The sequence below is a fragment of the Porphyromonas sp. COT-290 OH3588 genome, from assembly GCF_000769075.1.
Lineage (GTDB): Bacteria > Bacteroidota > Bacteroidia > Bacteroidales > Porphyromonadaceae > Porphyromonas.
Window position 1 is genome coordinate 98,656 of the sequence record NZ_JRFC01000038.1, and the last position, 26,535, is coordinate 125,190.

Below are 26,535 nucleotides of genomic sequence, written 5' to 3' on the forward strand. Positions count from 1 at the left end.
AGTCTAGGGCATTTAGCCAAGGCGCTCGACGGCTTGGGCAAATAATTCACTCAGCTTTTGGCTCTGTTGCTGATGCGTTAGATGTGTATTATCGAGCACTACTGCGTCCTCTGCCTGACGCAACGGCGAAACAGCTCGATGGCTATCGGCATAGTCACGGCTCTCCACGTTGGCCAGCACCTCCTCTAGCGTGGTCATGTTATCTCCTTTCTCTCGCAACTCTAGTAGCCGACGCTGGGCTCTAACCTTGGGGTCTGCTGTTACAAATATCTTGAGCTCTGCCTCGGGAAATACGTTCGTGCCAATATCACGCCCGTCCATCACGACGCCCTTACTCGCTCCCATGCGCTGCTGCTCTTTGGTGAGAGCTTCACGCACAGCAGGTATTGCACTAATGGGGCTGACGAAATTGGACACACGCATCGTACGTATCTCTTGCTCCACTCGTTCGTCCCCTAGGTATAGCTCTGGTAGTCCATCAGCATTTAGCCGGAAGCTCAGACGTAGCTGAGGGAGTAGAGCCTCTAGACCCACCTCATCGATGTGCTCTGCGTCGATGAGCCCTGCACGCAGAGCCGCCAGAGTGACGCCTCGGTACATAGCACCAGTGTCTATATAGATGTAGCCAACCTCACGTGCTAGGGCTTTGGCCATGGTGCTCTTGCCGCAAGAGCTGTGTCCGTCTATCGCTACGATGATCTTTTTATCCATATTCTGAGCGTTGATATTGTTGCAAACAAGTTTATTTAGAAATACAAATGTACCTCAAATCTCGCCTTATTCCCAAGACTGAGCGAACAAAACTCTGAAAGCAGACAAGGACATGCCCACCAATATAGGCAATGAAAAGTGGAGTGCCTTATGCCAAACTCTATGCAGGCCTACAGACGCCACACATCAGGGCAAAAAGAAGGCGGTGTAACGAGATTTATATCTCACTACACCGCCTTAAAAGTGACCCCGGTGGGGCTCGAACCCACGACCCAATGATTAAGAGTCATTTGCTCTACCAACTGAGCTACAGAGTCTAAAGTGTGATCTATTACATTACTCAAAGCAAACGAGAGATGATCGCTACCCTCGCTGTGACCCCGGTGGGGCTCGAACCCACGACCCAATGATTAAGAGTCATTTGCTCTACCAACTGAGCTACAGAGTCTAGAATAAAGTTGCTTTGAGTAGTGGCATCAACCACAATTCGAGTGCAAAGGTAATACTAAATTCGATTTCTGCAAGAGCCTAGACCTACTTTCTCACTACACTCTATCAAAGTCAGGACAATAAGACAATTAAAAACAAGAACTTAGAAACAAGAAACAAAAATGACGCATCAGCCATATTGGCCAATGCGTCATTCATTATTTAGGCGGATAGCCTTATTCCTTGATGCGGCCGATGTACGAACCGTCACGAGTATCAATCTCGATCAACTCGCCCTCTGTGATGAATAGAGGCACACGCACCTCGGCACCAGTTTCTACAGTAGCAGGCTTGAGCGTGTTGGTAGCTGTATCCCCCTTGAGGCCGGGCTCTGTATAAGTCACACGTAGTACAACGTGAGCTGGTAGCTCACAAGTCAAGATCGTTTCGCTCTCTGCATGCACCATCGCTTCAACCATATCACCCTCTTTGAGGAACTGAACGCCATCAATAGCAGCCTCGGGGATAGAGATCTGCTCAAAGGTTTCTGGGTGCATGAAGTTCATGCCCATATCGTCTTTGTAGAGGAACTGGTAGGGACGACGCTCGATGCGTACTTCCTCCACACGTACACCACTATTCCAAGTCTTGTCTAGGACACGACCCGTAGCTACGTTCTTGAGTTTTGTGCGAACGAAAGCTGGGCCTTTACCCGGTTTAACGTGGAGGAACTCGGTGATGAAGTAGTACTGCCCATCAATGTCTAGACACATACCATTGCGAAAGTCTGCTGTTGTAGCCATATTATTTACGTTACATTAATATTGAATTCTTGCGTCTACAAAAATAGTCATTCCGATTATGAATACAATAACTCCTACTAGCCCCACTGGAAATCTCAAATAACAGACTTAATTCGAGGCATTATACTACCCTAACCTCACCTTCGGCTGGCAACCTAGAGCAGGTTGAAGGGCGATCTTGATACGTTTCTGTATAATTATGCAAAAGAAACTCGGTGATATTTCTTACCCACAGCAAGAGTTATCTATTTTTTGATGGGAAGATCTTTGGAGATTGGAGGACTAAGTCGCACGGATATGTCCACCAATTCGGTAGGATTGATGGGAAGAATCTCCACAAAATCAGCCTTNGGAGATTGGAGGACTAAGTCGCACGGATATGTCCACCAATTCGGTAGGATTGATGGGAAGAATCTCCACAAAATCAGCCTTCGCAAGATAAATCCGCCCACAAAACACACTTAAACCAATGGCTATAAGCAGATTAAAAAAATCCATTTCTAAGAACAATCTCCTTGCGGCTAAGGGTAGAGTGCGTAAACAAGGTCGGACGCCGTGTAGAGCCCCCTAGGCGCCAAATACGAGGTTTGCCATTTTTCGCCTAAGTAACCGAAGGCCTACTACCCTACCCCCTCAAACATCATCGAAAGTCTAAATTTCGCAATCTAATTTGTTAAATTATGCCAATGCCCAGAGAGTAGCACTCAAACCCTTGGCCCGAATCATATTCCTGATCTCAGGTCACTACCAAATACTGGGGAGCACGAGATAGCAGAATGCCCAGAGAGCCACGTCGCTTATGGCATTTGGCCCGATCATGTAGCTCTGCAACTCCCTTTGAGTCGCACAGACTTCATTTTCGGCCTCATGCTTAGCAGCTCGCTCTCTGGGCACTACAGCACACCGCACATAGAGCTGTATAGACAAGACCCAACTACACAGCCTCCTTACAACAATCTGTAAGCGGGGGAACCTCCAAACTATCGAACCTGAATCTTACGCACACTATTGCCAACCTTGATGATGTAGGAACCCTCATCTAGGGTTAGACTGGCCTCTGTAGAGAGTTTGCTCTCAAAAACTTTCTTACCTAGCAGATCAAAAACAGCTACCACCGATGGACGAGCACTATTGATGCGCACTAGATGCCCTTCAACAAAGACGTCAAACCCAGCAGAGCCATCAATCACGTCTTCGACCGATACCTTTTCACTCTCCACGATTTGGGCAAATCGTTTCCATTCGGGTGCCTGCTTATATTTAGCTGCGGCTCCAATAGACACCGTCAGTATACTCCCCTCTTCAATTTCTTCGGGGAACTCATTGAAGTCATTGTCGTCCGCAAAGAAGACGGGAGGCTCAGCTGCTACAATAGAAATCTTTTTGAGTTTGCTACAAACAGAAAAAGCATCGGCAAGGACGGTTTTGAGAGCAGAGCCTATGTGAAGTTCCTCGAGCTTGAGACATCGATAAAACAGATAGGGACTAAGCACTTCAAGCCGATCTGGCAATCTCATTCTTTTGATTCCTGTTTCTGAGAAAGCGCGACTATGAATATCTGTCACACTCTGTGGAATCTCGATATGCTCGACGTTGGCACAAGCCTCAAAGGCAGATTCTCCAATCTGCTCCACACCCATTGGGATAACAACATTAAGGCTATCTGGGTGTCCTTGCGGATATCGTAGCAAAGTTTTCTTGTCCTTAGTATAGAGTAGACCATTAATTGTGGCATACTTCTTATTACCATCGGCCACCTTGAACTCTTTGAGGTGATACATACCTTGGTTAGAACCAACTTCATCAAACTCCTCCAAGCTGGCAGGCAACTCTAAGGACTCTAGATGAATACAACGATTGAGAGCAGCCTCGCCGATCTTTTTCAATCTTTTCGATAGCGTAAGGCTCTTGAGGTACACATTGCCCATCATCGCCGCAGGAGCAAGCTCCTCTACACTCTCGGGCATGACATAAGAGGTGAAGCTCCGCCTAAATGACGGGCTCAGGTACAAGATCTTGATGTCCTTATCATAGAGGATCTCGTCCTTAATCGCCAGATGCTTATTCAGTGGACTTAGTTTTATTTGTTTGAGATAAAATAAATCGTAGAAAGCATCCCTGCCAATCTTCTGTAAGCTAGCACCGATTTCTAGCTCCGTCGCTTTGGTTACATACATAAAAGCTTCTTCCTCAACCTCCACGACATTGTCGGGAATGGCAATCTTCTTGAGTTTGGAAAAGGCGAAAGCTTGGCTCTTAATAACCTTAATAGTCTTAGGCATGGTACAATTCTCCAACTCCAATCTTGGATCACCAAAAGCGTCCTTACCTATAGCGACTACTGTATAGGTTACTCCATCGTTTGTGACAGTCTCGGGAATGGTCAAGTCCTTGAAGTTCTTTTTGTCCCTTGGGTCCTGTCGCTGAAGTTTAGAAACCTCTACGGTCTTGGCAGCCTCATCTAAAATGGCATAACGCAGAGGTGAAACAAAAAAGGTTTTGGCTTTCTTGTCTGCCCTCAGCTGGCTTTGTTCTCTAAACCTTGTAGATCTCGCATACAAATCTTCGTGTGCTTGATCCGTCCGCACTTGCGCCGACACTACCGATAGCGAAATCGCCAGAAGCAGCGCAGAGGTAAATACTTTTCCTTTCATAACGTTAACTTTTTGTAGATGTTGATGATGTAATGATGTTTCTTATAGTTGAGAATTTGTAGATCATGTAGCTCTTGATAGTCTGATCGTATTGCGAGAGTCCTGTTTGTCCTGTAGTAGAATCCACGAGGGCTTATAGGGATTATCCGTTGTTAGAACAAAGGTTCGCCCCTCCCGATCCTTATCATTAAAGTCGGCACTACCACCGATATTAGCAAAGGGAGCGACGAGTAGCTCCAGCTGGAATAGCTGTATCAGCCTACTATTAACATTATCTTTGGGATTCTTCGCTGGGTCATAGGTAAACTTGACTTCTGACTCCGAGATAATCTCCATACCAACTGGGATATGAAATACCCGTGTACCCATTCCTAGATTGCTGATGTCAATCGCCCCCCACACCCCTAGCGATCCGCCAAAGCTAGGGTGCCTCTGTACTATTCCAAAGGCAATTATCTCCAGAGGAGAGCCTGCATTCTTACAGAAAGCCTTGACACTACTGATTGCATTCTGAGCTCGTCCCGTAGAGGTCTTTGCGTCCATTGCCCATACGCCTCTCTTTAGATGGCTAGATAGGGGTAGCTGCTTGGCCTGCAGAATACAAGTACCATCGGCACTACTAAGGCTGGGAGTATCTCCTCCATGGACTCGATCTAGACGCTGTACTCGCACACCAAAGATCTCTTGAGCTCTATACAACTCAATACCTGTGGGCGTGTACCTAAAGGGTAAGGAATACGACACCCCATCTAACCGAAATGTGAGATGCCGCTCTTCGGTCATCTGGACATCATTAATAGTCTTGCCCCCCACGGTAAGCGCACTGTAATAGATATGATTGTCTACAGATGAGGTACGGATCTGCTCAAGGGACTTGGCCCAATCGTCAGTCTTGGCGGGAGTCATCACAACCAAAGAGCGGGATTTAGCCCCCCTCAGGATAACGCTATCGGACGAAGCTCGCAGGATCTGGTAGCTATAATCTCCGCCTGCTCCTTCGCTGATATTCGCCCCACGAAAAACATGCAAACGGCTATTAGGCTCCGAGTAAATATGTATGGCTCTATTATAGGTATTGAAGACTAGAGAGGGGCCGTTGGAGGCATTGACTTCGTAATGTCCCTCGTCGATAGGGCGGCTAGGATCGAGCAGCTCCGAAGCGGCGCTCACGACACCTTGATCGGAAAATCGGACGAAAGTTGTGAACCCGCCGTATATTTGCCCCTCGGAAGGGTAAACACGCATCTCCCATCCATTGGGAGCGGTAGGGAGTATTTTTAGTGTTTCTTGTATCGTGGCCTGCATTCTCTCAGAGGGACTCCGGTCAAATATGAGTACTTCTCGTCGCTGGCATCCCCAACTCACAGAGATAACCGTGGCTATCGTAGCCGATATAAGTTGCTTCTTTAGACTCATGACGGTACTATTTATCGTTTATCACCAATGAGTTAATATCCAAATCTTTGATCTCGGTCTGGCGACGCAGCACGCAATCTCTCAAAGCATGTAGATTGATCCCCCAATCATGCTGTAGATAGCTACTGACAATCTCGAACTTTCGTTTAATCAACTCTCTTCCTCGATCTCCTGCGGCAAAGAGCTTGGCGTCCCACATCTCTGGAGCATCTGTCACGAAAGTAGCTTGTAGCTCTACAAAGTCTTCGTAGTGCTGACTAGAAGCATAAGGACTAATGAACCCTGCTCTTAGTGCATTGATCTCACTAACACGAAGATTCTTGATCATATCTAGACGTTTATTATAGGTAGAGTGCTCCTGCATCAGCATTTTATTAGCCTCCAACTCTCTTTTCTCCTTCTTGTAGAGCTCCATCTGCTGGGTCTCTTCTTTGGTACGGCGACTACCAAGAGCATACAAGCGGTAATACTCTTGGGCAACCTTTGTGTATTTTTTCAAGTCCTCGGAGCGTCCGTCTGCTAGCTCCTTGTAAACCACCTCATGCACCTCGCTGGGAGTACTCCAAGCCTTGCTCCACGTATCGGAGCGATAGCCATTGGCCGTCACCTGTCGAAAGTCAGCTGGATAGGGTTTCGTCTGGTTTTGGATATGCCCAAACTCATGATGAATCGTTTGGAAATAGTAGAGATTGAGTTCGGCAATACTACTAGGGTTTAGGTCATTAATCCGATAGAGTGTCATCTTTCTCCCTCCCTCGGCGGTCCCAAGTATTTGCGTCCCATTATGGTTATAGCCCGTAGAGCCTACAAGGTGTAGCACTTTGGGGAATAACTGACGAATGAATGCTCGGCTAGGCTTACCAACCGAGCCCGTTACCTCGTCATAGGCTTCCAGACAAAGGTGTCGAGCCAAATGTGCAAACTGAATACTCTTGTGGAACTCAGCAGGAGCCAAATTGTATCGTCTGTCGCTCTCGTTGTCGTCGAACTTATACTTCACCTCTATATTATAGGGCTTCATATAGTTCTCGTATAACCATTTATCAAAAGCATTTTCCTGTTTATTTCGGTCAGCGATGACGCTTCTGTCCTGCCTAATTGGATCTTCCGACGCACAAGAGAAGAACAAGAGAGAGAGCAGGACACAGCTGACAAGGCTGATGAGCTCTGAACCATGTAGGCAAGAACGATTGGTTCCGCCCAGTACTTTGATCAAGCTTCTTAGTATAATCATGACTTCGGTTATTTGTTGGTTTAGTATCATTGCATAGCGGTGCTACTATTTACCCCTATTCCCCTTCATGCCAGCAGATAGAACCTCTAGTGGGAGTTGTAGAGCCCGGCGAGGATCGTTCTTGGTTAGCACATTAGATGTGACCGTTACGTTGTTGCCATTCTTGATGGTTACCCGTGTGACCTCAATGCCGTAACGCTTGACATCCATCCACCTCAAGCCAAGATGTAGAGTTTCTAGACGTCGCATGTGTAGCAGTACCTGCAGATAGTCGTCCTGCTTGGCACTGATGCTTATATTAGCATTCAGCTTTTTGCGAGGGGTTGGAGCAAGAGGAGTATAGTAAGGTGTTTTCCGATTCCACTCCTCAATATTTTGCTCGGTCAATTCGACTGGATTTTTCAAAAAGTTCTTCAGATAGATATTCATATCCCGCAGAGCCTCTGCATACATCTCTCTGTGAATATACGCCTCTGCTCTCATCAGCAGGGTTTCATCTGTGGTAAAGTCTGCGTAGGTTGTACGGAGATATCCAATGCCAGCAGCTCGATTGGTGTACTCAAACTGCTCAGGAATGCGGGGTAGAATTACTTTGGAGAACGGTGGAGTTAGGACGGCTGGGTCTAGCTTCAGATTACCCGTTCCCTGCTCCGTGAAGTTATCACCCCATGCTCCCGGGGTCATTATGGTCTCTGTGGTTGCCACGTAAGTGATGTGATTGTATCTAGCGCCTACTAGAGAAGCTCCGAAAACCCTAGATGCACGGCCATAGCTGGTGAGCAAAAGCAAGTTATTATTAGCTCGATGATCGACATGAAGAATAGCTCTGTTGACAAAACCCGTCGGACCCGAGGGCAGATTGGCCAGTGGTGTATAGTCACGCAAAACGTTGGCTGGATTATCTCCTAGTACGGCTGTGGCATGCTCAATGGCCTTGTCCCACTGATGAGCGTACAGATAGAAGCGAGTAGCGAAGGCATGAGCAGCACTTTGATTGAAGTGATACTTAGGCGTAGTACCATACACGGCATCTCTAATGAGCGGTAGCCCCTGCTCTATATCCCTCTGAATAGCCCGATAGTTCTCTCCGAGTGTTTGCCTACTATACTGTGGGTTCAACTTGTTTTCTGAGCGTTCCATATAGTGAACCCCAAGGCTGTCTTTATTTGAGAGGGGATCGTAGGCTTGAGCGAAGATATTGGTCAGAATGAAGTGCCCATAAGCCCGACAGAGCAGAGCCTCCCCTCTGAGCGGGCGCATCTGTTCTTGCTCTGGAGCCTTCTCTGCAATTTCTAATGCTACATTGGCTGCTTGTATAGCGCCGTAGGCCGATTCCCAAATAGCGGCTGGAGCATCATTACTTGCCTCGGACACATCTTCCCAGCCATAGAGCTGATTGTAGAAGCGAGTACCATAGCTGCTATTCTCCGACACCTCTACCACATTGTCGCTAGACATCTCCGCTGCCACGATATAGCTTGTATTAGGGTAGGCTGTGACGAGCAACCCCTTGACCTTGTCGTACCGATCTTGGTCGACATCTATTCTACTATCTGGCAGAGTGCTGAGGAAGTCACTACAAGATGAGAGCATCAGTAGCAAGCTCCCTAGGAGTATTCCCTCTTTATATATGGATCTATTGTATTTCATCGCATCATATTTTATTGAGTTGCTAGATGCCGACACGAAGTGTCATCGTTATTTGTCTGGGGAGAGGAGTGGCTACACCGCCCGTATTGAAGAACTCGGGATCCTGACCATTGAGCTTGGCATCGGAGTAGAGTAGCAACAAATTGGAGGCTTGTAGCTTGAGGCTAAGGTCTGCGATCGAGAGTTTCTTGACCCACGACTTAGGGAAATCATAGGCTAGAGAAACCTCTTTGAGGCGGATAAAGTCACCTCGTGCAATGCGTCTATCGGAGTAGTTGAACGCATTGTAGGCATATCGTATATTGGTGGTTTCGTAGGCTTGTAAGAGGGAGGCAATGACTGGGATATCTGTCCTCTGCTCATCTCCCGGCTGCACCCACCTATTCTCAAACTCCCTAGGCATGGACGACAAGTCATTGTATTCGCTATGGAAGACTGGATCCAGACGTACGACATTGCCGAAAGAATAGGTCAAAAAGGCGTTGAGCCTCCAGTTCTTGTAGACCAACGTATTGCCTAGAGAGCCAAAATCGGTAGGGTCAGCCGATCCTTCATACTTAAGATAGTCTATGCGCTCGCGTTCTTGGAAGTTAATTTCTGTCGATGTAACACCTCCCTCTGGCGTGGCGAAGGTTGGCAATCCGTATGAATCCAAACCCATAAAAGGAATTGAGAATATAGCTCGTACTGGATATCCCTGACGGGCAAACCCACTCCCCGTGATCAGGTCGATCACTCGGCTGTGATTGTCAAGATAAGTTACCTTATTACGAGTGTGCGTATAGACAAAGTCGGTAATCCATTTGAAGTCTTGACTCTTATAGTTCGTCGAGCTGATAGATATCTCGAGGCCGTTTGAGTGCATAGAGGCGACATTACCAAACTTAATGTTATGCCCGCCAATACCCATCGTATTGGTAGGGCCAATCAAATCAAAATTCCGCCTATTGTACCAATCCAGTGAGAGGTTGAGGCGGTTTTTGAGAAGCGCAACATCAAGACCAAAGTTAAGCTCATGCTTCTTTTCGTAGGTCAGTTCACTATTCTCGGGGGATTCTATAAAGAAGCCAGACTCTTGCTGAGATCCCTCGGAGCGCCATGGCGTGAGGCTACGAATGATAATGGTGGAGTTTGTTACGAAAGAAGGCCCCTTGTCTGCCGTAAGCGAATAAGACCCTTTGAGCGTTAGGCTGGGGATAGCCGAGCGCAATGGCGCAAAAAACTTCTCTTGCTCTACGTGCCACGATCCTGATAGATTCCAAGTAGGGAGCCAACGGGCGGAGGTGCTACGCCCCATTTTATTCGTCCCTTCGTAGCGAAGCGTCCCATTGACAGTGTATTTACCCCGATAGTTATAGGTAGTATTGACAAAGAATGCGACATTGCGGTAGTAGCTATCTCTGATGCCAGTGTATTGTCCTGCCTCCTCTCTCATACGTTTGAAGTACAGAGGATCGAAGTGCTGGATATTCCCTTTATTAAATAGTACGCCTACCGAGTGATCCTCCGTGGCATGTCGGTCTATGGTGTTGATCTCAATCCCCCCAAAAAGGTTGAGGATGCCGCTGCCAAACTCTCTATTAAACGATGCACTAGTTCGGAAGTCCCAAGCCAGTAGGCTATACGAAGTCTTGTTGAGAATCCCCCCTACGGGCAGTACCGAGATAGGATCTGCATAGATATTGTCCGGATCTCGATAGAGGTATGAGTTGGCATCTCGTATAGTAGTCGTTTCCATAGCTCTCTGTGCCATGGCTTGGTTGGACATCTCTGTGATCGTGTGCTCATTATTGGAGCCCGAGTGCTTGATATCTCCCAGCACACTAAGCTCTAGGCCACGTATGGGCGACCACTTCATCTCTCCCTGAAACTTAAGATCGAGTACCTTGAGCCTAAGATAATTGTTGTCTAGCTCTCTGAATATATTGAATGGAGCGAAGCTACGCACATAGTTCTCCATTGGGTCTAGCACTCGAGAGGTATTGAGAGAAAATGAATATGGATTGATATCAAAGTCCCGACTAACCTCGCCTGTTACAGGATTGGTATTTTGGCTTAGAGTCCCGGGGGCTGTCTGCGTACGCAAAGCAGCGTTGGCAAGCAAATTGAGTGAGAGGTTACCTGCAATCTTATAGGTAGTATTAAGGTTGGCTGTATAGCGATTGACCTTGCTTTGCTCTGTCCACCCCGGATCTACGAGAGCCGACATCGAGGCATAGTATGAGATTTTATCGGTACCCGAGGTCACGCTCACCGAGTGGTTATTCATGACGTTGTGGTTGAAGAGCAGATCAAACCAATCCGTATTGCGATACTCCCCCTGCCTCAAGAAGGCGTTACGTGCTTGCTCTGTGTTCTCAAGCTCTCCTCTATTGACGAGTTGCCACATCTTACCATAGATCCCACTGCTAGGAGCATTGGATACATCGGCATTGAGCATCCAGCCTTTCTCCTCCATCTCTCGGTACACTCCCATCTGCTGCTGAGAGTTCATGATGTTGAAGTCTCGATAACTTGGTTTGAGGCGATAGGTATACTCTCCCGTATAGGAGATTTTGCTTACACCCGAGCGTCCCTTCTTGGTTGTCACAGCTATTACGCCTGCCATAGCCCTCGCGCCATAGATCGAGGTTGCAGACCCATCTTTGAGCACTTGGAAGCTCTCGATGTCGTCGGGATTGAGCCCTGCAATAGCAGAACTGATAAGTGTGGTGGCATCTCCGCTAGCCAAGGCATCGGCATCTACATCTACCACATCGTCCATCACCACACCATCGACTACCCACAGAGGCTTAGACGCTCCATAAATAGAGGTAGCTCCACGTACCCGGATCTTGGGTGCCGAGCCAAAAGTACCTGACACATTCTGCACCGATACGCCTGCTGCTTTCCCTTCTAGGGCTCTGGTGGCATCGGCCATACCGTCCATCTTACTTTTGTCCCCAGAAACCTTGGTTGATGCACCCGTGAATAGCCGTTTATCGACCTTAGTCATACCTACTACGACGACATCTTGTAGCACTTGTGCATCTTCTTGCATCTCTATCTTGAGATAATCTTCCACAACTGGCACTTCCATAGTCTTGAGGCCTATATAGGATACGATCAAAGTCTTGGTGGAGAGAGGAATTGAGAGCTTAAATTTCCCGTCCAAATCGGTAACAGTACCGATGGATTTATCTCCCTTGACGACTATCGCAGCACCTATAATGGGCAAGCCATCTGCTTTGGAGATTACCTCTCCCGCCACAACACGCTGCTGGGCTGAAGCTATGGCTACCATGATAGGGAGCAAAGCCAAGAGGAGTAAGTACTTTCTCATAAATCTGGGTTTTAGATATTTAAACGATCATTTGATTGACAGCCACAGTTTCATATAAATCTTCAAACACATAAAAGAGTATCTCAATGACTAGACAAGGAACGAAAACACGATTCAAGGGATTGCCCCAGTGGCATCTTCTCTTTTTTAAGATTGAGGTCGCTCCGAATGGCTTATAAGGCTCTGTACATCAAGAATAAGAACTCTTCTATACGGAAGCAAATGTACAATAATAAAATTAAATCAAACAAACATTCTAGGAGGAATTTAATCAATACCCAGCAAAATAGAGCCATATAATAAAATAACAAGATCTGAATAGGGCATCAATCGACAGGAGCAATCGTTCAGAACACCCCGCCAACACGCCATATCTTGGCGCAAAGTAGCTGATAGCTCATGCCATTGGAAGCCAACCAAAGGTAGCTCTATGCAGAGCGACACTCTAAACTTTTGTTAAAGAACGCAAATCCTTTCCAAAGGAATTTCATAGAACTAAGCTAAGTTTACTAAGATTCTTGCAGCGGCTTGAGAAAATTGATGGGAAGATCTTTGGAGATTGGAGGACTAAGTCGCACGGATATGTCCACCAATTCGGTAGGATTGATGGGAAGAATCTCCACAAAATCAGCCTTNTTGGAGATTGGAGGACTAAGTCGCACGGATATGTCCACCAATTCGGTAGGATTGATGGGAAGAATCTCCACAAAATCAGCCTTCGCAAGATAAATCCGCCTACAAAACACACTTAAACAAATGGCTATAAGCAGATTACAAAAACCCATTTCTAAGGACAATCTCCTTGCGGCTAGAGGTAGAGTGCGTAAACAAGGTCGGACGCCGTGTAGAGCCTCCTAGGCGCCAAATACGAGGTTTGCCATTTTTCGCCTAAGTAACCGAAGGCCTACTACCCTACCCCCTCAAACATCATCGAAAGTCTAAATTTTTGTTACCCTAAAAAGAGGACAGACCTCTTGGGCTATACGCACGTTGCAGCAGGGCATACGGGGGAGTAATTAGCTCCGAAATTTTCATAATGATAGGCAGAATGCACAAAAAACAAGCCAATAGTTTGTTTTTTAGAACGAAAAAAGATAATTTTAGGGCAAGTTTAATCATCTAAACACCTATTTGGGCTTATGACTAAAAAGGAGTTTCAACTAGAATACACATTTGAGAATGTCTCGGTTGATCGTCTTTGGCGAAGGATTAGCACCGAAAATGGTCTTCGAGATTGGATTACGGGGCAGGTGTCGATACGAGGAGATCGGGTACGCTTCGTGTGGGGAGCAGGAGATGTAGACGAGGCATATATCCATGTCGTAGAGACGGGACGACAAATTAGATATGATTGGATTGGTGAAGATGCCTACTTCGAGCTCAAAATCGTTGCTACGGAGCTAACTGGAGATAAGACACTCGTCATCACAGACTTCTGCGAAGACGGAGATCTAGAGAGTACTGTGGAGATCTGGGAAGTGCAGATCGGAAGGCTAAGGCGGGTAATGGGTCTAAGCCAAATCTAAGAAATGCCCAAGAGTACCAAAACCCTAACCAACAAGAAGAGAGATAGGCCGAGCCTCCACCGGTCGGCTCAGTCTATATAAAGCTAGAGAGAGTAATTAGTTTGCTTAGCTATCGGGGTTGCTACCCACTCACACAAAAATCCTCTACCGCAAAAATCTTTATTACCTTAGAGCAAAATCGGTACTAGCGTGTTATATAGACAAACGGTTTTCTTTAAGGCAATAATGAACTATAAGGTAGATTCCCCCAAGGCAGACGAATTCATCTGCCACGACGAAATACTAGACACATTGGCTTATGCAGAGCAGAATAGAGATAACGCTGCACTTATATCCGACATCATAGACAAATCTGCCGAGGGCAAGGGGCTCTCGCACCGAGAGGCTGCACTGCTACTCGAGTGCAGAGATCCAGAGCTCAAGGCCCGCATCTATGCTATCGCCAAGGCCATCAAGCACCGCATCTATGGCAACCGCATCGTGATGTTCGCCCCTCTCTATCTCTCCAACTACTGCATCAATGGCTGCGTGTACTGCCCATATCACGTCAAGAATAGAACCATACCGAGGAAGAAGCTCAGCCAAGAAGAGATAGAGCGAGAGGTTATCGCCCTACAAAATATGGGGCACAAACGACTAGCCCTAGAGGCTGGCGAGCACCCTACGATGAACTCAATCGACTATATCCTCGAGTCCATACGTACTATATATAGTATTAAGCACAAAAACGGAGCTATCCGCCGAGTGAACGTCAATATAGCTGCCACGACAGTCGAGAACTACCGCAAGCTACACGAGGCCGGCATCGGCACCTATATTCTATTCCAAGAGACCTACCATCGCCCAAGCTACGAGGCACTCCACCCTACGGGTCCCAAGAGCGACTACGCCTACCATACCGAGGCTATGGACCGTGCGATGCAGGGAGGCATAGATGATGTGGGACTAGGTGTCCTATTCGGCCTGAATACTTACAAGTACGACTTCGTTGGTATGCTGATGCATGCCGAGCATCTAGAAGCGAGGTTTGGCGTAGGGCCACACACGGTCAGCGTACCCCGTATTTGTCCTGCCGATGGTGTAGATGCCAATCAGTTTAGCAATGCCATAGATGATGACACGTTTGCCCACATCGTGGCTGTCCTGCGCATCGCTCTACCATACGCTGGTATGATTGTATCCACACGAGAGAGCCAGAAGTCGCGTGAGCGTGTGCTGGAGTTGGGCGTATCCCAAATCAGCGGAGGCTCACGCACGAGCGTAGGAGGCTACGCCCACCACGAAGACCCAGACAAGAGCTCCGCCCAGTTTGAGCTAAGCGACACACGTACTCTGGACGAAATAGTGGCTTGGCTCATGGAGCTGGGCTATATACCAAGTTTCTGTACAGCCTGCTACCGAGAGGGACGCACGGGCGACAGGTTTATGGCTCTGGCCAAAAGCGGTCAGATCGCCAATATCTGTGCGGCAAATGCCCTGATGACCCTGCACGAGTATCTAGAGGACTATGCTAGCGACACGACACGCCAGCACGCACCTAGACTGATCGAGCAAGAGATGCGCTACATACCAAGCGAGCGTATCCGCCAGCGTACCTTGAGCAACATTGAGGAAATCAAAAAAGGCAAGCGGGACTTCCGCTTCTAGCCAAGGTATTTATCCCCTTGGCACCATACAGATTATGGAAAATAGCCTATATTTGCGATACATTATCAAAATATAGAATTAGAAATGCTTAAAACTATTCTCTCTATCTCTGGTAAGTCTGGGCTCTTTCGCCTGCTTAGCCAAGGGAAGAATACGCTGATTGTGGAGTCACTTATAGACGGACGTCGCTCTCCCGTACACGCCAAAGACCGTGTCGTTTCGTTGGGAGATATCACAATGTTTACTCAAGACGAAGACATTGCCCTAAGCGAGGTGCTCACCAAACTCTATGCTCATCAGCAAGGTAAGGCCATCGACTTGGCTGCACTCAAAAGCAACGAAGCCCTAGCCGAGCTATTCGGTCAGGTGATTGAGAACTTCGATCGTGAGCGTGTCTACCCCTCCGACATCAAGAAACTCTTCACTTGGTACAATGTGCTGGTTGCAGCAGGCTTCACGAGCTTCGAAGAGGAGCAAGAAGCTACCACCACTACAGAAGAATAAATGAAATAACTAGGCAAGCCTCAAACGTAAGTGCAAGTACTTCGTTTGGGGCTTTCTTCATTAGTCATATTTAATACCGATCATCATGTTTCAAGGAATGAAGAAGTACCTCCAAGACGAGCTCAAGGCTATCGAGGAGGCTGGACTGTACAAGAAAGAACGCATCATCATCACTCCACAGAGCGCAGACATCAAGGTAGGTGACGGGCAAGAGGTTGTGAACTTCTGTGCCAACAACTACCTCGGTCTATCCGATCACCCACGACTCGTGGCAGCTGCCAAAGCAGCTATGGATAGCCACGGCTTCGGTATGAGCTCCGTGCGCTTCATCTGCGGCACTCAAGATATCCACAAGGAACTGGAGCGTGCAATCTCCGAGTACTTCAAGACAGAGGATACCATTCTCTATGCAGCTTGCTTCGATGCCAACGGAGGAGTTTTCGAGCCACTCTTTGGCCCAGAAGATGCGATCATCAGTGATGCTCTCAATCATGCCTCGATCATTGATGGGGTACGCCTATGTAAGGCTCAGCGCTACCGCTATGCCAATGCGGATATGGCAGACCTAGAGCGTGTGCTACAGGAGGCGCAGTCGGCACGGTTCCGTATCATCGTTACCGATGGCGTCTTCTCCATGGACGGCAACGTAGCTCCTATGGACAAGATCTGCGACCTTGCCGAGAAGTACGATGCTCTGGTTATGGTAGACGAATGCCACTCGGCTGGTGTGGTTGGCTCTACGGGTCGTGGCGTGGCTGAGCAGTTCGACTGCTATGGCCGCATCGACATACACACAGGTACGCTAGGTAAGGCCTTCGGCGGTGGTATCGGTGGCTTCACCACAGGGCCCAAGGAGATTATCGATATGCTCCGTCAGCGCTCTCGCCCCTACCTATTCTCCAACTCAATCCCTCCCGCAGTAGTCGGTGCTGGGCTAGAGGTCTTCCGTATGCTCAAGGAGAGTGATGAGCTACACACCAAGCTGATGGATAATGTCTGCTACTTCCGTGACAAGATGCTCGAGGCAGGCTTCGACATCAAGCCTACCCAAAGTGCGATCTGTGCCGTGATGCTCTACGATGCCAAGCTCAGCCAAGAGTATGCAGCACGACTGCTCAAGGAGGGTATCTATGTGACGGGCTTCTACTATCCAGTAGTACCCAAGGGTGAGGCACGCATCCGTGTACAGCTCTCGGCAGCACACGACCGCAAGCACCTAGATCATGCGATCGCCGCCTTCATTAAGGTTGGCCGTGAGCTAGGCGTCATCAAATAGGACGTACATTAATATTGTAGAGAGCGATCTCTAGGTTCTGTACAAGAGTTACAGGATCTGGGGTTCGCTCTGTCTTTTGTTTGGTTGCATATCTCATAGATTTCTCCGAAATTTGTTTGAGCCTTGTTTTATCCTTAGGCTATAGATCTTGTGTAGAGATGAAGGAAAAGAAAATAGATAGTAGAGCACGTATATATCGTAGTATGCGCTACCTAGTAGGTACGCTGCGAACCTATACCGATAGGGATACGATGCGCCTTGGGTATGACTGGCTACGGGAGGCATACTCCACGGGAGGCATACAGCATGCTCGTGGTACGACTATCGACGAACATATATCCGCCCTACAGCTCCTCCTAGAGGTTGCGACGATAGCAGGGCAAGAGCTTCATCTAGATGCAGACTCACTGGTAGCCTTACTCTTCTTCCGCCCCGTAGTCGAGGGGTATATAGACGATCGGCAGTTTGAGCAAGCATTCGGATCTCAACCTCTGCGCCTCTTGCAGTTGCTCTCACGAGCCTCGGAACTATACCTCAGACGAGAGTCTATCAGCAGTGAGAACTTCCACAACCTGCTGCTCTCCATGGCCGAGGACATCAGAGTAGTCCTCCTTATCATTGCCGATAGGCTCTATCGTCTACGCCATGCCAAGTGGCTCTACCAAGAGGAGGATCGTGTCACTCTAGCTGTAGAGATTTCTTTCCTCTACTCGCCCATAGCACATCGCCTAGGCCTATACACCATCAAAGGCGAGATGGAGGACCTATGCCTCAAGTATAGGGATCCCAAGACTTTCGACTTCATCAAGCGCAAGCTCGGCGAAACCAAAACAGCTCGCGATGCCTACATCAGCAGTTTCGTAGATCCGCTCAAGAAACAACTCGACAAGGCTCTCGACGTCCCCTACGAAATGAAAGGGCGAGTCAAGAGCATCAGCTCTATCCACAATAAGCTCCGCAAACAAAACTTCGAGGATATATACGACCTATTCGCCATACGCATCATTCTAGATGTACCCGAGCAAAAGGAGCGTCAGGCATGCTGGCAGGTTTACTCGATTGTTACGGATCTCTATCGCCCCAATCCCGAGCGCCTCAAGGACTGGATTTCCATACCTAAGAGCAACGGGTACGAGAGCTTGCACACCACTGTGATGGGGCCAGACAACAAATGGGTTGAGGTACAGATACGCACCAAGCGCATGGACGCCATTGCCGAGCAAGGTGTAGCGGCGCATTGGCGCTACAAAGGCATCAAGAGCGAGGGAGGGCTAGACGAATTTCTCGCTTCGGTACGAGAAACGCTGGAGGCTGTGCGAGAACACGACCAAACCGACGACAAGCGAGCGATCCTTGAGTCGTCTATGATGACGCTCAAGGCTCAAGAGATCTACGTCTTCACCCCAAAAGGCGAGGTACTCAAGCTCCCCAAAGGAGCCACTATACTAGACTTCGCTTTCGCCATTCACAGCAAAGTAGGCGCCTCGACCGTGTCTGGCAAAGTGAATGGCAAAAACGTATCTATCAAACATCAGCTACGCAATGGCGACTCTGTGGAGGTAATTACGAGCCCTCAGCAGAGCCCTAAACGAGATTGGCTCTCCATTGTCGTCAGCCAGCGAGCACGCAATCGTATTCGTCAGATACTCCGAGCAGAAGAAGAGGCAGGGCTTGATGTGGCCAAAGAGATGATACAGAGGCGTATTAAGAATAGAAAGCTACCATGGAACGAAGCGCTTTTCATTCGCCTTACCGTCAAGAGAGGGTACAAGGCGCTCAATGACTTTTATCGTGACATCACGCTCGATCGGCTTGACGCCCAAGCCTTCCTAGACTACTACGAGCAGGAGCTCAAAGCCGTCGAGCAAGCACAGCGTGAGGGGGCACCGCTTGGGCAGGCCATCAGCGCACAGCACTTCACGGGGCTAGTTGATGATGATCAAGAAGCCCTCAAGTCTTCCGCCAAGTCGGACGATGTTTTGGTGATTGATCAGGGCTTATCGGGAGTGGAGTATAGCTTCGCCAAGTGCTGCCAGCCAGTATATGGAGATCAGATCTTCGGTTTCGTCAGCTCAAGAGGCATCAAAATTCACCGAACGGACTGCCCCAATGCTCCAGATATGATTGAGCGCACGGGGCATCGAGTCCTATGCGCCCGCTGGAGTGGTGGTGACGGTCAGGCCGAGGTATACAACATCGAGATTGTCGGCCGAGATGATATTGCCGTCGTGACCAATGTAGTATCTCTAATTAAAAAGGAGAGTCGGGTCAAGCTCCGGAGCTACTCGATAGACTCTGCCGATGGGCTCTTCAGAGGATCTTTCGTACTCTATGTGGAGGGGCGTGACGGCATCAGCAATTTGATTAAGAAAATTAGAGGCGCAGTAGGCGTCAAGCAAGTAGAACGACTATAATTCAGTAAACTTTTATGGAACATATCGAGAAAGATCTGAGGTATCTGAGATTGCTCTCCAAGCAATTCCCCAGCGCAGCGAGTGCTGCCAGTGAGATCATGAACCTACAGGCTATACTTAACTTGCCCAAAGGAACGGAACACTTCTTGGCGGATATACACGGAGAGTACGAAGCATTTATTCATGTCCTCAAGAATGCTTCGGGGACCATTCGCCGCAAAGTCAATGAGCTATTCGGAGGGCAAATCCGAGAGAATGAGAGGCGTGCTCTATGTACCCTCATCTATTATCCCAAAGAGAGCCTTGAGCGCATTCATCAGAGTGAGCCTGCCATGAGCGAATGGTACGAGGTTGCCCTCAACCGCTTGATCAAGATCTGCCAGAGAGTGAGCGAAAAATACACCCGATCCAAAGTACAGAAAGCACTCCCTCCTCAGTACAGCTATATCCTACAAGAACTCCTCCACGAGGACGGGGTAAATCCTAATAAGTCAGCCTACCTTGATGCGATCATTAAGTCGATCGTAGATACAGGGCAGGCTGATGATTTTATTATCGCTCTCTCCGAAACGATACAGCGTCTGGCCATCGATCACCTACATATCGTAGGCGACATCTACGACCGAGGACCGGGAGCACACATCATCATGGATCGTTTGCTTACGTATCACAACGTAGATATCCAATGGGGTAACCATGATATATTATGGATGGGAGCTTGCGTCGGCAACTCGGCGAGTATGGCCAATGTGGTGCGTATAGCCCTGCGCTATGCCAACCTCAACACGCTAGAGAGTGGCTATGGGATCAATCTACTACCCCTCGCACGCTTCGCTATGGAAACCTATTCAGGAGATCCCTGTGAGAGGTTCAAACCTAAGTCGGGCGACTCTAGCGAAACCTTCGATGACAAGGGGTTGTACCTAATCAGCCAGATGCACAAGGCCATTGCCATTATTCAGTTCAAGCTAGAGGCCGACATCATAGCACGTCACCCCGAGTATCACATGGAGGGGCGCAATCTGCTACACTTGATCAACAAGGAAGCGGGTACGATCACCCTGCCAGACGGCAAAACCTATCCACTACTGGATAGCAACTTCCCAACCATAGACCCTGCCGACCCCTACAAGCTCACAGAGGGAGAGGCTGATGTGGTACAGCGCCTAATGTACTCCTTCCAACATAGTGAGAAGCTACGTGCCCACATTCGCTTCATGTACAAGAAGGGAGGCATGTATCTAGCGTTCAACCGCAACCTCCTCTTCCATGCATCTATCCCAATGACCAAAAACAAGGGCTTCAAGAAAGTAAACGTTGGTGGCAAGATGTACTCTGGACGTGCCCTAATGGAGCGTGTAGATGAATACGCTCGCTTCGCTCGTCCTAGCTCTAGTGCAGCGCCTGAGCACGAGGACGCCAAAGACTTCATGTGGTATCTATGGTGCGGGCCCGACTCTCCTCTGTTTGATAAGTCTGCTATGACGACGCTGGAGCGCTACTTCATCGCCGACAAGGACACCCATAAGGAGCACAAAGGCTACTACTACGTCTATCGTACGGAGAAAGAGGTCTGCGAAACTATCCTTGCGGAGTTTGGTTTAGAAGGCCCCGACACGCACATCATCAACGGACACGTACCCGTAAAGGCGGTTAAGGGCGAAGTTCCCGTTCAGTCTGGAGGTAAGCTGATGCTCATCGACGGAGGCTTTAGCCGTGCCTATCAGTCGAGCACCGGAATAGCAGGTTATACACTCATCTTCAACTCCCATGGTCTGCACCTTGTCAAGCACGAACCATTCAGCAGTACCAAGGACGCTATTGAAAAGATGGAGGATATCGAGAGCGTTTCTGTCGTGAGAGAGATGAGCGCTCAGCGTGTGCTTGTGCGTGATACAGACTCGGGGAAGGTACTGCTCGAGCAAGTACAAGAGCTCAAGAAACTACTTGATGCTTACAACTTCGGCCTACTGATCGAGAAGGCTTAGGCCTTAGAGATAGGGTAATAAGAAGGGGCTGTGGACAAATTAGTTTTTGCCACAGCCCCTTCTCTTTGTTTTGATTTTAGATTTATCGAAAAATCAAGGCTAAAACCTTATCAAAGCACCCTATATTGCGTGCAAAAGCACCTATTACTGGGTGCGAATGCACCCAGTAATAGGTGCAATACGATGCTTTTTCCCCTTCGAAAAATGGCATTAGACGAAACACAATCTGTATAATTTATCCGAATGCCAACTCTATAGTCTAGATAAGCGGCTATGCCCAAATCGAATTTTGCCATAGTCCACAGACCTTTTTACGGTTCTTCTTGCCAACGCTTGCGCTGCCTCTGAGCCAGAGTTGCCTCCGCTGCACTAGCCTCATTCGGCAGCCAGAATCGCTGACCTTGCAGGCGATCGGGGAGATATTGCTGACGAACAAAGCCTCCCGAATAGTCGTGTGCATACAGATAACCAGCTCCGTAGCCCATCTCTCCCATTAGCTTGGTTGGTGCGTTGCGCAGGTGTAGCGGAACGCTTTGGTTACCCGTCGCACGCACGCACTCGAGAGCAGCATCTATAGCCCGGTAGGCAGTATTGCTCTTTTCGCTACAAGCTAGATAAATCGTCGCCTCTGCCAGTGGAATGCGTCCCTCGGGCCACCCGATACGCTCCAGAGTTTCAGCACACGCATTCGCTAGGAGCAGAGCATTGGGGTTAGCCAGCCCGACGTCTTCGGCAGCCGAGATCACAAGGCGTCTGGCGATGAAAGAAGGATCCTCGCCTCCCTCGATAAGACGAGCCAGCCAATATAGAGCAGCATCGGGGTCGCTCCCTCTGATGCTTTTGATCAGCGCCGATGCAATGTCGTAGTGTAGCTCCCCGCCCTTGTCGAAGGCAATCGGATTGTCCTGTACCCGACTAGTAACGAGCTCATTGGTGATGTCGATAGTCGAGGAGGCAGTAGAGAGGACGACCAGCTCTAGGATATTGAGCGCACGCCGTGCATCGCCAGCAGAGAAGCGGAGCAGTGCCTCTGTTTCGCAGAGCGTAATCTTGCGCTGTTTGAGCATGTCATCCGTCCGAATGGCATGCTCGATGAGGCTGATGGTGTCTTCGTCCGATAGAGGCTGCAGCGTATAGACTTGGCAACGAGAGAGCAGAGGGCGGATGACTTCGAAGCTCGGGTTCTCGGTCGTGGCTCCAATGAGAGTGATGACTCCTCTCTCTACCGCAGAGAGTAGAGAATCCTGCTGATTTTTGGAGAAGCGGTGAATCTCGTCGATGAATAGAATCGGACGTGCCGACGAGCCGAATAGCCCCGACTGCTCGGTGCGTACCTGCTCGAGCACCTCACGGACGTCCTTGACGCCAGAGTTGATGGCACTCAAGGTATAGAATGGTACACCAAGGCTCTGGGCGAGAATCTCGGAGAGCGTAGTCTTGCCCACACCCGGAGGCCCCCAAAAGATAATCGAGGGCAGACGTCCCTGATCTAGCATACGCCTCAGCGATCCCTCGGGCCCGACAAGGTGCTTCTGGCCAAAGTAGCCGTCTAGGCTACTGGGGCGCATACGTTCGGCTAGAGGTTTGGTGCTATTGGAGGTATCCATAATCAAACTCTAGGCGATTAGCAACACTCCATGCCACAGCTCTCGCCTTGTGGATCTAGCTCTATGGTCAGATGCTCAAGCCCATGATGGTCGTGAGCAATGTGCCTAACCTCATGCTTCAGCTCGTTGAGTGCCTTAGGATCGCCACATAGCTCAAGGCTGTGAACGACGTGTAGCGAAGCGATATGCTCCTGCCCATTGAGCGTCCAGACGTGTACATCGTGTACATCGACCACATGCTCGAGCTCCTTGACTTCTCGAATAAAAGACTCCGTATCAACGCCCTCGGGTACACCCTGCAGGAGGATGCGGAAGTTGTCCCTGAGGTTGAAGTAGACGTTGTAGAGAATCCAAGCGGTAATCGCTAGAGAGAGTAGTGGGTCTAAGATGGGTAAGTGGACGAAGTGCATCACGATGCTGACGATGAGTACCGCCGCCCACCCGAGCACATCTTCTAGCAGGTGCAGCTGTATAGAGCGCTCACTAAGTGAATGCCCCCCGCTCATACGCCAAGCGGCTACGCCATTGATGACAAGGCCGAAGATGGCGAGGAAGAGCATGCCTCGAGCATTAGGCATCTCGGGCGAAAAAAGTCGCTCGATAGAAGCCTGAATAACGAAGAACGAACCCACCAGCAGAATGAGAGAAATCATCAATGCAGATAGCAGAGAGAAGCGCTTGTAGCCGTAGCTGAAAGCTTTGTCTCGTCCTCGACCAGAGACTTTCTCTAGATACCACGCTAGTCCTAGAGAGATTGAGTCGCCGAAGTCGTGTAGGGCGTCCGACAGTATAGCGACGCTCCCTGTGATAATCCCCCCGACTAACTCGATGATAGAGAATGACAGGTTGAGCAAGAAGGCGAAAAGAATATTCCCCTCGGCATTGTGATGGTGGTGATGATGATGGTGGTGATGCCCATGTTCATGGGTATGATGATGCCCACCATGGTGGTGATGATGTCCCATTGTTTTGGCAATTATAGTAAGCACAGAATAATAGGACAAACGTACACAAAATATCGTGTATCACGGCTCATAGACCTTAGGAATTTATCTACAAGAGATATACATACGCGATCTGTCGATAGTTCCTTTACTATGATTTACTCTGCTACGCCCATTGATTTCTGTCTAACCTAGAGATAAAAGTCAGAATTAGGCTCAACAATTCTTTGGAGCAAGCTTAGCTCTAGAAACTGTCGTCGAGAAGCGCAATGAGTTACAAGCCAGATTAGAAGTCTTGGATAGCCTTGACCAACTAAGGCATTGAAGGTAAGAGTCAGATAAATAAGTTGCCATAACAAAGATAATCTGCAATCAATGTGGTTTTTCGGGGTAAAAACACTACCTTTGCAGTCGCTTTGCGCAATCTCTGTCGGGATATTTAGAGAGACCCGTTATATTGCGTTTAGTTTAGTACTAATCAAAATAAGCAAATAAAGACAATGGACTTTATTAAAATCGTAAACGAGGCTTTTGCTACTGGTAAGCAGCATCCAGCCTTCCGCAGTGGCGACACGATCACTGTAGACTATCGCATTAGCGAGGGTGGTAAAGAACGTATCCAGCGCTACCGTGGTGTGGTTATCCGCATCAGTGGTCATGGCGAAAAGAAGCACTTCACCGTGCGCAAGATGTCCGAAGGTGTAGGTGTAGAGCGTATCTTCGCTCTAGAGAGCCCATTCATCGACAAGATCACAGTAGAGAAGTATGGTAAGGTACGTCGTGCTAAGCTCTACTATCTACGTGCACTCACAGGCAAGAAGGCTCGCATCAAGGAGCGCCGTGTGAACATCGCTAAGTAAGCCCTTACGATCAAGCCATAGAGGCCTACGGGCTTCTGCATATAGCCGCAAGAGTTAATGCTCCTGCGGCTATTGTGTTTTAGTTAAAAGGGCGCGCACATTTTATGCCCTAGAACATACGTTATGGGGTGTGCACCCAAACTCAGTTTTGGCGCACACCCCATACTCTATTGTATTTGTCCTCTAAAGGAGACTATTGCGCAATAAATCCCTTCGTTGCCTCAGTTCTCTAGAGTCGTGTTTTTGCCTATTGAGGCAAAATGACTTGAAAGAACTTAGTGATATAATCTCAGAATTGTGCAATGGACTCATCTTCGGATAAGGGAAGGAGCTACAACAAAAATGAATTTTGCCACAGCCCCCACTAGCCCTAAGAATGGACTCGCCAATAGGGACGATATTTGTTTCTATTCGCTCTCGAAGACTCAAGAAATAGCCTAGTCCTAGGCTCGACCGCCACAGAGGAGCGCAGTGACTCTTGGGAAGAACCTTGAGCTAATTCGATAGAGCAAGTAGGCACTTATCGTCGTGAGTATTGCAGTTAGCCACTGAATCAATATATGCCCCCAAGGAGAAGCCCCCAGAGGAGAGGCATATCCAAAGCCTCTGAATAGGTTGATGAAAATAATCGCATGTGAGGCATACACAAAGAACACAGAGGGAGCCAAGGACGCCATAGCACAGCTGAAGGCTTCATTACCCGTCAGCTTCTGGACTAGGCTAAAGATGCTTGCGACAAGTACCATACTGCTAATACCATAGATAGTAGAGTACCAAGGATAATCGCCCAAGAATAAAACTATATATAGATATGCCATGAGATTGATGAGCGAGAGATAGGTCGGTATCTGCAAGCTACCAGCAAGGCTACGCCCTGTGTAACCCAACCAAGCACCTACGACAAAGTAAAAACTAATACTATTTGAGACACCTATCTGTACTCCTAATAGATAGATTACCCCCATGACAATAGGGAAAGCTACTTTGGTGTAGCGAAGTAGCAAGCCTATGATTGGGCTTAAAACGACCAAATAAATTAACTCTCTGATGTACCAAAGAGGGCCATTGAAAGGGAGTATCATTAGCTCAAGTATGGAGAGGCGATTGAGGGTGCTAATCTCCACATCAGATATGCCGGGAGCAAAACCTATTTGCAGGGCAATTTGGTTCTTGGCCCATACAGCCAAAATACTAATTAGAACCCACAGAATATAGGGGAGCAATAGACTCTGGGCTTTTACTTTGAGTAGATCCAGATAGCGTTTGGGCGGAAAAAGGAAAAAGAGATAACCTGATATTATCGCAAACCCACCAACTGCCACGGCTCCTAGGCTACGGCTGATGAGCTCGGTCATGTGGAAGATATTCTCTCCGTTTAGGGCAAAAGACGCAGGTGTAGTCGTCCTAATGATAACACAATGGGACAAAATAACTAGGAGAAGTAAAGGGAAGCGAACGTTTGTGATTAACGTTGAGTCAAGTTTACTAATCTTGGACATAGACGAGCTAGTATATTTATCATTTTAACCTTTTCTTCAGAGAGTATTGGC

The 26,535-nt window shown here is 48.4% G+C and carries 17 protein-coding genes and 2 tRNA genes; 7 read left to right on the forward strand and 12 right to left on the reverse strand.

Annotated features, from left to right (window positions below; all coding sequences use genetic code 11):
* Positions 1–12 precede the first annotated feature (12 nt).
* The 9 genes from cmk to HQ48_RS07935 all read right to left on the reverse strand — a co-directional run bounded on the left by cmk (position 13) and on the right by HQ48_RS07935 (position 12,219).
* A complete protein-coding gene (gene cmk, locus HQ48_RS07895; protein ID WP_044232985.1) occupies positions 13–711 on the reverse strand; it encodes a (d)CMP kinase in 699 nt (232 codons plus the stop codon).
* A gap of 244 nt (positions 712–955) precedes the next feature.
* Positions 956–1,028 (reverse strand) — tRNA-Lys (locus HQ48_RS07900).
* Positions 1,029–1,086: 58 nt separating this feature from the next.
* Positions 1,087–1,159: transfer RNA gene (locus HQ48_RS07905), tRNA-Lys, on the reverse strand.
* 217 nt (positions 1,160–1,376) lie between these two features.
* The gene (gene efp / locus HQ48_RS07910; protein ID WP_044189700.1) at positions 1,377–1,943 is read right to left on the reverse strand and encodes an elongation factor P; all 567 of its coding nucleotides are present in this window, start codon (positions 1,941–1,943) and stop codon (positions 1,377–1,379) included.
* A 980-nt stretch (positions 1,944–2,923) separates the two neighbouring features.
* Positions 2,924–4,597 (reverse strand): leucine-rich repeat domain-containing protein, encoded by a 1,674-nt coding sequence (locus HQ48_RS07915; protein ID WP_081969765.1) that lies wholly within the window; start codon positions 4,595–4,597, stop codon positions 2,924–2,926.
* Between the two features lie 63 nt (positions 4,598–4,660).
* Positions 4,661–6,013, reverse strand: coding sequence for a DUF4302 domain-containing protein (locus tag HQ48_RS07920; protein WP_044232987.1), 1,353 nt, complete (start codon positions 6,011–6,013; stop codon positions 4,661–4,663).
* 7 nt (positions 6,014–6,020) lie between these two features.
* Positions 6,021–7,247 carry a putative zinc-binding metallopeptidase gene (locus HQ48_RS09080; protein WP_052409027.1) on the reverse strand — a complete coding sequence of 409 codons (1,227 nt, stop codon included), beginning with the start codon at positions 7,245–7,247 and terminating at the stop codon, positions 6,021–6,023.
* A 45-nt stretch (positions 7,248–7,292) separates the two neighbouring features.
* Positions 7,293–8,897, reverse strand: coding sequence for a RagB/SusD family nutrient uptake outer membrane protein (locus HQ48_RS07930; protein ID WP_044232988.1), 1,605 nt, complete (start codon positions 8,895–8,897; stop codon positions 7,293–7,295).
* 22 nt (positions 8,898–8,919) lie between these two features.
* A complete protein-coding gene (locus tag HQ48_RS07935; protein WP_044232989.1) occupies positions 8,920–12,219 on the reverse strand; it encodes a SusC/RagA family TonB-linked outer membrane protein in 3,300 nt (1,099 codons plus the stop codon).
* A gap of 1,139 nt (positions 12,220–13,358) precedes the next feature.
* Between HQ48_RS07935 and HQ48_RS09085 the strand changes: the two genes are divergently transcribed.
* The 6 genes from HQ48_RS09085 to HQ48_RS07970 all read left to right on the forward strand — a co-directional run bounded on the left by HQ48_RS09085 (position 13,359) and on the right by HQ48_RS07970 (position 21,574).
* Positions 13,359–13,745 (forward strand): START-like domain-containing protein, encoded by a 387-nt coding sequence (locus tag HQ48_RS09085; protein ID WP_052405337.1) that lies wholly within the window; start codon positions 13,359–13,361, stop codon positions 13,743–13,745.
* Between the two features lie 225 nt (positions 13,746–13,970).
* Positions 13,971–15,392: a [FeFe] hydrogenase H-cluster radical SAM maturase HydG gene (hydG, locus tag HQ48_RS07950; RefSeq protein WP_044189715.1), complete on the forward strand. Its 1,422-nt coding sequence runs from the start codon at positions 13,971–13,973 to the stop codon at positions 15,390–15,392.
* Positions 15,393–15,476: 84 nt separating this feature from the next.
* A complete protein-coding gene (locus HQ48_RS07955) occupies positions 15,477–15,896 on the forward strand; it encodes a DUF5606 domain-containing protein (protein ID WP_044232993.1) in 420 nt (139 codons plus the stop codon).
* 85 nt (positions 15,897–15,981) lie between these two features.
* Positions 15,982–17,172 (forward strand): glycine C-acetyltransferase, encoded by a 1,191-nt coding sequence (gene kbl / locus HQ48_RS07960; protein WP_044232994.1) that lies wholly within the window; start codon positions 15,982–15,984, stop codon positions 17,170–17,172.
* Between the two features lie 158 nt (positions 17,173–17,330).
* Positions 17,331–19,586 carry a bifunctional (p)ppGpp synthetase/guanosine-3',5'-bis(diphosphate) 3'-pyrophosphohydrolase gene (locus HQ48_RS07965; RefSeq protein WP_044232995.1) on the forward strand — a complete coding sequence of 752 codons (2,256 nt, stop codon included), beginning with the start codon at positions 17,331–17,333 and terminating at the stop codon, positions 19,584–19,586.
* A 14-nt stretch (positions 19,587–19,600) separates the two neighbouring features.
* Positions 19,601–21,574 (forward strand): fructose-bisphosphatase class III, encoded by a 1,974-nt coding sequence (locus tag HQ48_RS07970; RefSeq protein WP_044189723.1) that lies wholly within the window; start codon positions 19,601–19,603, stop codon positions 21,572–21,574.
* A gap of 311 nt (positions 21,575–21,885) precedes the next feature.
* Here the strand turns inward: HQ48_RS07970 and HQ48_RS07975 are convergent, their stop codons facing one another.
* Together HQ48_RS07975 and HQ48_RS07980 are read right to left on the reverse strand one after the other, a co-directional pair.
* On the reverse strand, positions 21,886–23,181 hold the full coding sequence (locus HQ48_RS07975) for a replication-associated recombination protein A (RefSeq protein ID WP_044232997.1): 1,296 nt from the start codon (positions 23,179–23,181) through the stop codon (positions 21,886–21,888).
* 17 nt (positions 23,182–23,198) lie between these two features.
* A complete protein-coding gene (locus HQ48_RS07980) occupies positions 23,199–24,146 on the reverse strand; it encodes a cation diffusion facilitator family transporter (protein WP_044189727.1) in 948 nt (315 codons plus the stop codon).
* A gap of 479 nt (positions 24,147–24,625) precedes the next feature.
* Here HQ48_RS07980 and rplS point away from each other — a divergent pair, with 479 nt between their 5' ends.
* Positions 24,626–24,985: a 50S ribosomal protein L19 gene (gene rplS, locus HQ48_RS07985; RefSeq protein ID WP_044189729.1), complete on the forward strand. Its 360-nt coding sequence runs from the start codon at positions 24,626–24,628 to the stop codon at positions 24,983–24,985.
* A 443-nt stretch (positions 24,986–25,428) separates the two neighbouring features.
* Here rplS and HQ48_RS07990 read toward each other — a convergent pair whose 3' ends face one another.
* Entirely contained in the window at positions 25,429–26,484 is a 1,056-nt protein-coding gene (locus tag HQ48_RS07990; RefSeq protein ID WP_369794307.1) for an acyltransferase family protein, read from the reverse strand.
* Positions 26,485–26,535: the final 51 nt, after the last annotated feature.